General features: G+C 74.5%; 10 protein-coding genes. 9 read left to right on the plus strand and 1 reads right to left on the minus strand.

Annotated features, from left to right (window positions below; genetic code table 11):
- Nucleotides 1–3 precede the first annotated feature (3 nt).
- From AB0I77_RS31800 to AB0I77_RS31840, 9 genes are all read left to right on the plus strand, one after another.
- Complete coding sequence (locus AB0I77_RS31800; RefSeq protein ID WP_363286173.1) at nt 4–3,048, plus strand: hypothetical protein; 3,045 nt, start codon at nt 4–6, stop codon at nt 3,046–3,048.
- A gap of 36 nt (nt 3,049–3,084) precedes the next feature.
- Complete coding sequence (locus AB0I77_RS31805; RefSeq protein ID WP_124439998.1) at nt 3,085–3,510, plus strand: phage tail protein; 426 nt, start codon at nt 3,085–3,087, stop codon at nt 3,508–3,510.
- Nucleotides 3,511–3,577: 67 nt separating this feature from the next.
- Nucleotides 3,578–4,300 (plus strand): LysM peptidoglycan-binding domain-containing protein, encoded by a 723-nt coding sequence (locus tag AB0I77_RS31810; protein ID WP_363286174.1) that lies wholly within the window; start codon nt 3,578–3,580, stop codon nt 4,298–4,300.
- Nucleotides 4,297–6,117, plus strand: coding sequence for a VgrG-related protein (locus AB0I77_RS31815; protein WP_363286175.1), 1,821 nt, complete (start codon nt 4,297–4,299; stop codon nt 6,115–6,117). The genes AB0I77_RS31810 and AB0I77_RS31815 overlap by 4 nt, the downstream gene beginning before the upstream one ends.
- An 83-nt stretch (nt 6,118–6,200) precedes the next feature.
- Nucleotides 6,201–6,548: a PAAR domain-containing protein gene (locus AB0I77_RS31820; RefSeq protein WP_363286176.1), complete on the plus strand. Its 348-nt coding sequence runs from the start codon at nt 6,201–6,203 to the stop codon at nt 6,546–6,548.
- Nucleotides 6,545–6,967, plus strand: a complete 423-nt coding sequence (locus AB0I77_RS31825; RefSeq protein WP_363286177.1) for a GPW/gp25 family protein — start codon at nt 6,545–6,547, stop codon at nt 6,965–6,967. Before AB0I77_RS31820 ends, AB0I77_RS31825 begins: the two co-directional genes overlap by 4 nt.
- Nucleotides 6,967–8,946 (plus strand): putative baseplate assembly protein, encoded by a 1,980-nt coding sequence (locus AB0I77_RS31830; protein WP_363286178.1) that lies wholly within the window; start codon nt 6,967–6,969, stop codon nt 8,944–8,946. The genes AB0I77_RS31825 and AB0I77_RS31830 overlap by 1 nt, the downstream gene beginning before the upstream one ends.
- Nucleotides 8,943–9,506: a phage tail protein gene (locus AB0I77_RS31835; protein WP_363286179.1), complete on the plus strand. Its 564-nt coding sequence runs from the start codon at nt 8,943–8,945 to the stop codon at nt 9,504–9,506. Before AB0I77_RS31830 ends, AB0I77_RS31835 begins: the two co-directional genes overlap by 4 nt.
- Before the next feature lie 4 nt (nt 9,507–9,510).
- A complete protein-coding gene (locus AB0I77_RS31840) occupies nt 9,511–10,956 on the plus strand; it encodes a zinc ribbon domain-containing protein (RefSeq protein ID WP_363286180.1) in 1,446 nt (481 codons plus the stop codon).
- Nucleotides 10,957–10,998: 42 nt separating this feature from the next.
- Here AB0I77_RS31840 and AB0I77_RS31845 read toward each other — a convergent pair whose 3' ends face one another.
- Entirely contained in the window at nt 10,999–11,787 is a 789-nt protein-coding gene (locus AB0I77_RS31845) for an IclR family transcriptional regulator (protein ID WP_363286181.1), read from the minus strand.
- Between the last annotated feature and the right edge of the window lie 133 nt (nt 11,788–11,920).

An 11,920-nucleotide genomic window follows, 5' to 3' on the forward strand; every position in this document is an offset into this window, starting at 1 on the left:
CGCATGGCATGGCGGGACAGGCTGCGCCGCCGGGCCGCCGGGCCGTCCGCCGGGGGCCCTGGACGGGGCGCGCCGGACCACTCCGGCGGCGGCGCTGCCGGTCCGTCCGGCGCGGGATCGGACCGGAGCGCCTCAGGCGCCCCGGGTCCCTCCGTGCCCGGCGACTGGGACGGCGGCTGGCGCCGTACCTCACCGCCGGAACTCACCGTGTCCCGCGCCCCGCTCGGCGTCAGCGACGGCCTCGCCTTCCGCTCGGGCCTCGCGGCCTGGCAGAACCCGTCGTTCGACGCCGGCCTCGGCCACGCCCTGCTGCCCACCGCCCCGACCGGCCTGGTGCGCGGCGTCACCGGCCCGGCCGCCCCGAAGCCCGCCTCCACCGGCGGGGGGCCGCTGCTGCTGCGGGCGCTACGCCGAGAGGGGGCGGCGGACGGTACGCAGGACGCCGGGGGGAGCCCGGACGGCGCGGCCCGGGCGCCGGCACCGCCTTCCCGGCCTTCCCGTAGCGGCTCCGGCGTGCGTTCCAGCGATGCCAACAGCACTGCCGGGAGCGGTAGTTCGGGCGACGTTTCGCGGAGCCGTGGTATCACGTCCGCGGCTTCCCCCGCCGTGCTCTCCGCGTCGGCTCCCGCTGTCCAACGGGCCGCGGAGCCGGACACCGGCCCGGTCGTGACCCCCACCGACACCGGCCGACGGTCGGCCGCCGCGGAGATTCCGCTGGTACGACGTGTGTCGGTGGTCCCGGGCGCGGTCGCCGACGGGGGAGTGGCCCGGCCCGCCTCGCAGACGCCGTCCGGCGCCTCCACCCCGAACTCCGGGCGCGCGTCCGGGTCGCCGGCCGGTTCCGGGGGCCGTACGCCCTCCGCCTCCGGCCCGGTCGTCCAGCGCAGCACGACAGGGACGGGGACGGGGGCGGGGGTGACAGGGGCCCAGTCCGGTCGGGAAGGCAGGCAGCCGGAGGCATCCCGTGTCTCCGGCGCCGAGGTGTCCCACCCGGTCGTCCGGCTGCGCCCGACGGGGCCTTCCCTGACCGCCGCCCGGCACTCGGCCGGCCCCGCGCGCCGGGTTCCCGCCGTGCGGCCCGCCGCGACCCCGGCGCCCGACGACGGCGCACTCGCCCCTACACCCGGCCCCGCCTCCACCGCGCCGCCGCCCGTACAGCGCGCGCCAACCCGCGCGGCTCTCGGCGCCCCGCTGAGCGAACTGCCCTCCACGGCCGCACCGTTGCCGGAGGGCACCCCTGCCCCGCGCCCCGCGCCCGGTCCGGCGCTGCCCGTCGTCCAGCGCCACACGGACGGCACGGCGGACGGCACAGCCGTCGCCCCGCGCCCGTCCGACGGCGGCACGAAGGGAACGGCCCACGACTCCCCGGCCGACCCCCCGCGCCGGACCTCCGGGGCACGCGCGCGTGGTGGCCTGGGCGCGCCGCTGTCCGCGCTGCCGGCGAGCGCGGACCTGCCAGGTACCACCGCGTCCGGCGCCCGCGCCCCCCTCCCGGCGCCCGGCCCGGACGTCCAGCGCGCTCCGGCGAGTAGGGACCGGAGCTCCACCACCGCTCCGGGGCGCGAGGACCGGGGGTCCACCACCGCTCCGGCGCCGCACACGACGGATCACGACCGGAGGCCCGCCGAGGCCGCACCCCGCACGTCGGCGGACGCGCCGCTGCTGGGTGCGGGCGATGTCGTCCAGCGCGCCCTCGCGGACCACTCCTCCACCGGGGGCACCACGGAGCCCGGTCCCACGGCCCACGGCAACGGGCCCGCCACGCCGTTGGTGACGCCGTCCTCGTCCGCCGCGCCGCCTTCGCCGACCGCCGCGCCCCACGGCCCGGCAGCACCGGAGCGTGCCGTAGGGCAGGCAGGGCAGGCAAGTCCGGCTGGAGACGCGCGACGAGCCGGTACGACGTCGGCCGGGGGCGGGCCGGGCTCCGGCAGGCCAGGGCCTCAAGGCCCCGCCGCCTCCGCCCCCGCCTCCGCCCCGGGCCCGGTCGTAGTCGCCCGCGCCGTAGCCCAAGGCACCGGCGGCGCCACCCGACCCCCCGGTGCAGCCGACCCGCGCCCGCGCCCGCTCACCGTGATGCGCTCCGCAGCGCACTCCGCCCCGGCGGCGCCCCGTACCCTCTCGCTGCTCGCCGCGCGCCCGCTCTCCCTGAACACCCGGGCCCCGGAAGGGGTGGCAGGGCCCGCCGCCTCCCGCTCCGACGCCCGTCCTGTGGTGGCGGCGCGGTGGCCCGGCGCATCCGCCGCCCCCCAGGGCGACTCCGCGCCGCCCACCGGCGCGCCCGCGCGGCGGGCACCGGGTCCGTCCGCGACCGCACCCGCGACGCCTCAGATCCAGCGGGCCGCGACCTCCCCGGCGACACCTCAAGTCCAGCGGGCCGCGACCACGCACGCCGGACCGGGGCACTCGGACTCGGGCGTACGAGGGGCCAGTTCCGCGGACTCCGTGCAGCGTGTCCCGGTCGTGCGGCCCGCGCCGCCCCACGGGGAGACACCAAGGACGGCCGCCCCCGCCGTACAGGCGCGGTCTCTGCCCGTGACCGCCCCGCAGGCGCCGCCGCTCGCGGACCGCCCGGCGGTCCTGTCGGCACCGGCACCGGTGGGGTCCGTCCCCGTGGTCCGGCCGAGGACCGTTACGCCGGGCCCCGTATCGGGGACCGGCGGCGGGACCGGCAGGGCGGCAACCCCCGTCCAGCGGCGCGAGATCCGCGGCACCGGTGGCGACGCCCCGTCCACGGACGCCCTGGCCATGGACGCCCCGCCCACGGACGTACCGGCCAACGCGGTGCCGCCGCGCGGCCGGCCGCGGTCGGCCTCCGTGTCGTCCATCCCCGACAAGGGCGCCTCCGGCAACGGCGCCTCCGGCAACGGCGCCTCCGGCAACGGCGCCTCCGGCAAGAGCGCGGCCCGGCGCGCCGAGACACCGCAGGACCCCGCCCTCGACCTGGACGACCTGGCGCGCCGTCTGATCGACCCGGTGTCCCGGCTCCTGCGCACGGAACTGCGGCGCGGCCGGGAACGCATGGGCCGCCCCTACGACGGACGCCGCTAGGCAGGCCGGAACGGACGATGGACGGATGACGGACCAATGACGGACAGCATCTTCGCGACCAGCGTGTTCTTCCGGCTCGCGATCGGCGGCAACGACCTGGGCGCCTTCCACACCTGCTCCGGCATGGGCGCCGAGGTGGAGATGGAGAGCTACGCCGAGGGCGGCAACAACGGCTTCACCTGGAACCTGCCCGGGCGCGTGACCTGGTCGAACATCACGCTCACCCGGCCGGTCACCGCCGACACGGCGAAGATCAGCCGCTGGCTCGACGAGACGCTGCGGCGGGTGGTGCCCAAGGACGGCGAGATCGTGGCGCTGAAACCGGACCTGACCCCGATCATCAGCTGGCAGGTGTTCGGGATCGTCCCGGTGCGCTGGCAGGGGCCGTCCTTCGACCCCTCCACCTCGGAGGCCGCGGTGGAGACCCTGGAGATCGCTCACGAGGGGCTGCGTCCTTCCTGACCCACCGTCACAGTCCGCCGACCACCCACGTATCCGCCGTATTCGCTCCAGGAAAGGAAGTCCCGACATGTCCCCAGCGGCGCGTTCCAGTCGGGCCAGGGCCCGGCTGACCCTGAAGGAGCCCCCCGCCAAGGTCGGCGCGAAGCCCGGCGGGACGATCACGCAGCTGAACCTCCAGTTCAACCCCTCCACGCTGGAGCTGCGCAAGACCACCGAGTGGCGGCGCACGCCGTCCCGGATGGCCGCGGAGTCGGCGCTGCCCGAGTTCGTCGGCAGCGGCCCGCGCGAGCTGAGCCTCGAAGTGTTCCTGGACGCCACCGCCACCCACGACAACTCCGTGGAGAAGGCGGTGGAGAAGCTGATGAAGGCCTGCGTGCCGACCCCGAAAAGCCTGAGCCGCAAGAAGCCGGCCAGCCCGTGGGTGCGGTTCCAGTGGGGCACCTCGCGCACGACCTCGTTCGACGGGGTGATGTCGAGCCTGTCGGTGTCGTACACGCTCTTCGACGTGGACGGCAGGCCGCTGCGGGCCACCTGCTCGCTGTCGATCGAGGAGGCGAGCGTCGGCCCGGCGGGCCAGAACCCGACGTCCGGCGCGCGCACCGCCCGCAGTACGCACACCCTCGTGGCGGGCGACAGTCTGGCCCTGCTGGCCTGGCGGGAGTACGGCGACGCGACGGCCTGGCGGGCCATCGCGGACGCGAACGGAATCGACGACCCGATGGCCCTCGTGCCCGGCACCGAACTGGTGGTGCCGGCGCTGCGGGACGCGGGCGATGAGGAGGAGTGGTGAGCACAGCAGGGGAACGGGACGGCCGGTCTTTCGCGGCGGACCCCATCGTGGAGACGCCCGCCGAACTTCCGCAGGTCTGGGCCGCCCAGCTGAAGAGCTGCGTGGTGGACGAGAACGTGGGCCTGCCGGACGCCGCGGTGCTCACCTTCCGTGACCCCGATCACGAGTTTCTGACGGCGACCGGCATCACCATCGGCACCCCGCTGCGGGTGTCGGTGATGACCGTGTCCGGGACGGCGCGCGAGCGGCTGTTCAACGGCGAGGTGACGGCCGTGGAGGTGGACTACGACCGCACGGGCTCGTTCACGGTCGTGCGCGCCCACTCCAAGGCGCACCGCCTCCAGCGGGGCCGGAAGGTGGTGGCGTACCGGAACATGACGGCGGCGAGGATCGTCCGCGAAGTGGCCAAGGGTGCCGGGCTGAAGTGCGGAACCGTGCAGGCCGCGCCGGTCGAGTACACGCAGCTGTCGCAGGCCAACGTGTCCGACTGGGACTTCCTCCAGTACCTGGCGAGCGAGAGCGGCGCGCAGGTGCGCATCGACGACAAGGGGCTGCTCCAGTTCACCAAGCCGCAGAAGGCGTCCGGCGCGCCCGCGCCGACGACCTCGGCCACGCGGAACCCGATGGTGCTGGAGTACAAGCAGAACCTGCTGGTGCTGCGGGCCTCGCTGTCGGCGGCGGACGGCGCGTCGTCGGTGGAGGTGCGCGGCTGGAACGTCACCACGAGGGAGAAGCTGGTGTCCCCGCAGCAGTCGGTGACCAGTGACACGGTGGTGCCGCGCCTGAGCCCGAAGATGGCCGCCCGGTTCGGCAAGTCGGCGAAGCTGACCGTCACGGACACCCCGTACCGCACCCTGGCCGAGACGAAAGCGGCCGCGGACGCGATAGCCGCTGAGGTCAGCGCGGGCTTCGGGGAGCTGGAGGCGGTGGCCGAGGGCAACCCCCAGCTGCGGGCGGGCAAGCCCGTGGCGCTCGGCAACGTCGGGTTGTTCTCGGGCCGCTACACGGCCACGGCGGTGCAGCACGTCCTCGAGCCGCACGGCGGGTACTGGACGACGGTGTGGGTCAGCGCCAGCCCGGATCGCTCCCTGACCGGCCTGGTGACCGGCGCCAACGCGCCGGGCCGTGGCCCGCGCATGCCGGGGCTGGCGATCGGCGTGGTGACGGACGTACGCGCCCCGGACGGCGAGGTGCAGCTGAAGTTCCCCTGGCTGGACGACACTTACACCACCGACTGGGTGCGCACCGTGCAGTGGGGTGGCAAGGACGGCGGAGGTGTGATGGCTCCGGAGATCAACGACGAGGTCCTGGTGGGCTTCGAACAGGGCCTGCTGGACAGCCCGTACGTCATCGGAGGGCTCTACAACGGCATCGACCAGCCGCCGCCCCATACCGTCCCGCTGGTCGACAGGTGGGGGGCGGTCAACCGCCGCTCCGTGGCGTCGCGTTCGGGGCACCGCGTGGAGCTGCTGGACACGCGGAAACCGGGCCCGTCCGGCCTCAAGCTCGTGACCGCCGACGAGCGCCTCGAAGTGAGCATGGACGACCGGCTGAACCGGATCGAGCTGACGGTGTACGCCCCCGGCCCCAGCACCGCCAAGCGCACCGCCCTCACCTCCGTCCTGCTCGAGAAGACCGGCATCACGCTGGACGCGGGGACGGGCACCGTGACCGTGAAGGGCCGGCAGGTGGAGATCGAAGGCACGACCGGGGTGACGGTCAGCGCCCCTTCGGTGGAGGTCAGCGGCCAGACGAACGTCACCGTCGACGGCGGTGCGCTGGGTGTCTTCAAGGCCAAGATGATCCGGATCAACTGAGGCTCAAAGCCGTAACCGATGACCCGCCGGCCGTAACCGATGAACCGCTGACCCGAAGCCGTACCCGATGAAAGGAGCACCGCATGCCGCCCGCAGCCCGTTCCGGTGACCCCACCAACCACGGCGGTGTGATCGCCCTGCCCACCGGCCCCGCAGCCCAGGTGATGATGCGTGTGCTGATCGGCGGCCGCCCCGCCGCCGTGACCACCGGCCTGAACCCCACCGCCGGCCTGGGCAGCGTGCACACCTGTGTGGTGCCGCCGCACGCGGCCGCGACAGTGGGCAACGTGGTCATGTACAACCCGGCCGCGGCGACCAGGGGCCAGGTGCTCATCGGCGGATTGCCGGCCGCGCGGGCGCTGGACAAGACCACGTGTGGCGCGATGATCCTGACCGGCGCCCCGAACGTCATGATCGGGGGTGTGTTGTGAGCGAGCGGTTCATCGGGCGCGGCTGGGCGTTCCCGCTGCGGGTCGGGCCGACCGGCGGGATCGGCATGGTCGAACGGGAGCGGGAGATCGAGGAGGCGATCCGCCTGGTGCTCGGCACCGCGCCCGGCGAGCGCCCCATGCGCCCCGAGTTCGGCTGCGGCATCCACGACTACGTCTTCGCCCCCGGCGACGGCGCCACCGCCGGACAGGTCGCGCAGCAGGTGCGCGACTCCCTGGAGCGGTGGGAGCCGCGCATCGCGGTGGACGACGTGGTGGTCGCCTTCGACTCCGTCGACGCCGGCACCCTCTACATCGACGTGCACTACACGCTGCGTTCCACCAACGACCGGCGCAACCTGGTCTTTCCCTTCTATACGATCCCCTCCGACGAGGGGCTTGAGGAATTGGTCGCCGACTGATGGCCCTGCCCTCCCCCAACCTGGACGACCGGCGTTTCCAGCAACTCGTCGACGAGGCGAAGCGGTACGTGCAGCAGCGCGCGCCGGAGTGGACCGACCACAACGTCTCCGACCCGGGCGTCACCCTGATCGAGACGTTCGCCTACCTCGTGGACCAGCTGCTGTACCGGCTCAACCGGGTCCCGGACAAGAACTACACGGCGTTCCTCGACCTGTTGGGGATCGGCCTGTTCCCGCCGGCCGCGGCCGGGGCCGAAGTCGACTTCTGGCTGTCGGCGCCGCAGCCCGACACGGTGACGCTGCCGGCGGGCACCGAGGTGACCACCGCGCGCGCCGAGAACGGCGCGAGTGGCGAGGACGAGGCGGACGTGGTGTTCGCGACCACGGACGAACTGCGCATCGTGCCCAGCGAGTTGACACGCCTGGTGACCGCACCCCGGACCGGCGAGCACACCGACTGGACCAGCACGCTCGCCGAAGGCCACGACGTGCGCTGCTTCCAGGCCGCACCGGAGCCGGGCGACGCGCTGCTGTTCGGCCTGCCGACGGCGGTGCCGCGCTGCGTGGTCGCGGTGCACCTGGACAGCCGCGTGGAGGGCGTCGGCGTGGACCCGCGCCAGCCCCCGCTGGTGTGGGAGGCGTGGGAGGGCGGCGGCTGGCGGGTGTGCGAGACCGGCACGGACACTACCGGCGGGCTGAACCGGCCCGGCGAGGTCATCGTGTACGTACCGGCCGGGCATACGGCGTCGGTGATCGGCGGGACCCGGGCCGGCTGGCTGCGCTGCCGGGTCACCGAGGCGGAGCCGGGCCAGCCGTTCTACTCGGAGTCCCCGACGGTGCGCGAGGCGGAGGTGTTCACCGTGGGCGGCACCATGACCGCCGAGCACGCCGAGACCGTGACCGACGTGCCGCTCGGCGCCTCGGAGGGGGTCGCGGGGCAGACGTTCCGGCTCGGCCGCCCGCCGGTCCTCCTCGACGGCGAGCCCCCGGTGGTCGAGGTGTCGTCGGACGAGGGATGGCAGCGCTGGGAGGTGGTGGAGCACTTCGGCCGCTCCGGGCCCGCCGACCCGCATGTCCGCGTGGACGCCACCACCGGCGAGTTCACCTTCCCGCCGGTACTGCGCGAGCCGGACGGCACGCTGCGGCAGTGCGGCGCCGTGCCGCCCAAGGGCGCCCAGATACGGGTGACCCGCTACCGCACCGGCGGCGGCCCGGCGGGCAATGTCGCCCGCGGCGCGATCTCCGTACTGCGCAGCTCCGTTCCGTACGTGGCACGGGTCACGAACCGGGAGGCGGCGCGCGGCGGCGTCGCCGGAGAGACTGTCGAGAACGCCAAGCTCCGGGCGCCGGAAGTGCTGCGGATGCAGGAGCGCGCGGTGACCGCCGAGGACTACGAGATCATCAGCCGCCAGGCGGCGCCCTCGGTACGCCGGGTCCGCTGTCTGCCCGCCGCCGACGGTGCGGGCGCGGTGCGGGTCCTGGTGGTGCCGGACGCGGTGGCCGACGAGGGTGACGACCGCCTCCGCTTCGAGCAGCTGATCCCCTCCGACCAGGTGCTCGAGTCGATCACCACGAGCCTCGACGAACGACGCCTGATCGGCACCCGCCTGGTGGTGGAGCCGCCGGTCTACCAGGGCATCACCGTGGTGGCCCGGCTCGCGGCGGCGCCGGGCGACACCGATCGGGTGCGCGACGCCGCGATCGCCGCTCTGTACCGGCACCTCAACCCGCTGCACGGCGGCCCGGACGGCACCGGCTGGCCGTTCGGACGGCCGGTGCAGTACGGGGAGGTGTTCGGCGTGCTGCAACGCGCCACCGGCAACGCGCTGGTGGAGGAGATCCGGCTGTTCGCCGCCGACCCGATCACCGGCCGGCGAGGCGCGCCGGCGGACCGCATCGACGTGGCATCGGGCGCGCTGGTCTTCTCCTACCAGCACCAGGTGGTCGTCACGGCGATCGAGCCGGAGGTACGGGGATGAGTCGTGCCGCCGTACCCGGCTTGCCGAGCCGGTACCCGATCGGCGGGCAACTGCCCGCCCTGTACGCCGACGACGACTTCGCGCAGCGGTTCACCGCAGGCCTCGACACCGTCCTCGCCCCGGTGTTCGCGACCCTCGACAGCCTGCCCGCCTACCTCGACCCCCGGGTGGCACCGACCGACTTCCTGGCCTGGCTGGCGTCATGGGTGGGCGCCGCCGACGACCCGCAGTGGCCCCTCGAGCGGCGCCGCGAGGCCGTGGCCCGCGCGGTGGAGCTGCACCGGTGGCGCGGCACCAGGCGCGGCCTGGTCGAGGGCCTGCGGCTCGCGCTCGGGGTGCACGCCGAGGTGACCGGGGACGGCGGCGCGACCTGGTCGAGGACCCCGGGCGCCGACCTGCCGCCCCAGCCGCCCGCCGAGCCGCTGGTCCGGGTGTGGCCGGGCCGCGAGGCGCGGGTGGACGCGGCTCGGGTCCACGAGATCGTCCGGGCCATGTGCCCGGTACACACCGTCTGCCGGGTGGAGATCCTGCCCGGCCCGCCCGCCGACGAAGGGAGGTGACGTCATGCGCGCGTGTCCCGCGTGCGGGGCGTCCAACGGCTCCACGGACGACTTCTGCGGCAACTGCGGCGCGTACCTGGGCTGGTCGGACCCCACGCCGGCCCCGAACGCGCCCTCGGAGCCCACGTCTGAGCCGGACGCCACGCAGCCCCCGAGCCCGCCCGGGCCCGAGCCCACGGAGCCGCCGCTGCCGAGCACCCCACCGGACGCCACCCCGGCGCCCTCGTCGCCCCCGGCGGACGAGCCCACGCCGCCCCGCACCTCGTCGTTGCGTGACCGGCTGACCGGCCGTGGCCGCGGCGGGGCGAGGGAACCGAGCGCCCCACCCGCCGCGGGCTCACGCTCCGACGCCGAGCCCGGCCGGGACGAGGCCGTGAGCCCTCCGTCCAAGCCCGGACCCGACGACGGCCGCACCGAGGCACCCGCCCCGGTGCTCCGCTCGACCACCGGGGAGACCACTGGCGACGAAGGTCCCCCCACCACCGAACCCCCCGCACGTCCCGAGTCCGCATCCGCCGCATCCGCCGCATCCGCCGCATCCGGAACAGCGGCAAGGCCGTCGCAGCCCCCGGCCAAACAGTCGTCCGCCGGCACCCCACCCGCTCCGACGGCCCCGAACATGCCGGGCCCCAGGCCACCGACCACTCCCACCCCCGAGGCACCGCCCCCGGACCCCGTCCTGCCCGTACGCCCGGCGAAGCCGGTGGCGCAGCGTCCCGTCGTTCGTCCCGTGGAGGTGCCGGACGAAGCGGCGGGGGTGCCCTGTCCCTCCTGCGGCGCGCTCAACCAGCCCGACCGCCGGTTCTGCCGACGCTGCGCGACCCCGCTGAACCCCGCCCCGAAGCCCGACCCGCTGCCGTGGTGGCGGACCGTGTGGCCGTTCCGCCGCCGGGTGCGGGCGAGTTCGGGCCGGGCGGTGCGGCTCCTGGTGATCCTCGCCGTGGTGGTGGCTCTGTGCGCGGGCGCCATCCTGCTGCTGCCGGCCGGACGCGACCTGTACGAAGACACGCTGGACAAACTGGGCAAGCCCAAGGCCGTGACCCCGGTGGACATCGAGGCGAGCGCCGAGATCCCCCGGCACCCGGCGACGAACACCACGGACGAGGTGAGCAACAGCTACTGGGGCGCACCCGAGCCGGGCGCTTCGGTGACCTACACCTTCCGCAAGCCGTTCCGGCTGGTCGACATGCTCATCACCAACGGCCCGTCCAAGAATCCGGAGGCCTACACCCGCGAGGCACGCGCGCTCCAGATCGACCTCGAAGTGACGACGTCGGACGGCACGAGGCACGACGAGAGGCTCACGCTCAGCGACAAGCCGGGCTCGCAGCCGACCGTCACCGGGATCAGCGACGTGAAGACGGTACGCCTGGTCCTGCGCTCGCCGGTCGGCCTGACCCCGGGCCGTCATCTGGCCCTGGCGGAGGTGGAGTTCTTCCAGCGAGGCTGACCTGGGTGAGCTGACCTGGGTGAGTCGGGCGTACTCGCGGCCTCAGCGCCAGTCGGGTGCGCCTGAGACGGGCGGCAGGTGAGCTTCGATCTTCGCCCGTACCTCCCGCATCACCGAGACGATCCGGGCCTCGTGGGCCCGGGTCAGCCGGGCCACCGGCACCGAGCAGCTGATGGCGTCGGTGGCCGGTGCGTCGTAGCGCAGGGCGAAGCCGAAGCCGGCGATGCCGGTCACCGTCTCCTCGCGATCGATGGAGTAGCCGCGCTCGCGTACCTGGGCCAGGTCGGCGAGCAGGGCGGCGCGGTCGGTGTGCGTGTTCTCCGTGAGGGCGGGCAACGGCCCGTCAGGGACCGCCAGTTCGTCCTCGGCGCGCTCGGCGAGCAGCGCCTTGCCGAGGGCGCCGGCATGGGCGGGGACGCGGCGGCCGACCCGGCTGATGGTGCGCAGGTACTCGTGGGACTCGCGGGTGGCGAGGTAGACGACGTCCGGGCCGTCGAGCCGGGCCAGGTGGATCGTCTCGCCGAGGGCGTCCGAGGCCTCGTCGAGGTAGGGGCGGACCGTACGGATGCGCCGGTCGCCGTCGAGGTAGCTGGTGCCGGTGAGCAGCGCGCGGATCCCGATGCCGTAGAGCGAGCCGGTGGCGTCGGTGCGGACCCATCCGCAGTCGACGAGGGTCTGGAGCAGTTGGTACATGCTGCTGCGCGGCACACCCAGGTCCTCCGCGAGCTCGTCCAGACGCGAGGGCTGCTCGCCCCGCGCGGCGAGCAGTTCCAGCAGCGCGACGGTCCGGGCCGCCGACTTCACACCGCGGACACCTCTCCCCTCCGACATGGGCCCATCGTAATTCCGCGTCGATCCGTCTCCGCATGCCCATTGACCCATGCTGTTCACCCACCTAGCCTCCATCTGCATACGTGGACGGCATCTGCATACAGAGATGACCGCTTCCTGCGCATGAGTTCAG

Source organism: Streptomyces sp. NPDC050619, assembly GCF_040654815.1.
GTDB lineage: Bacteria > Actinomycetota > Actinomycetes > Streptomycetales > Streptomycetaceae > Streptomyces.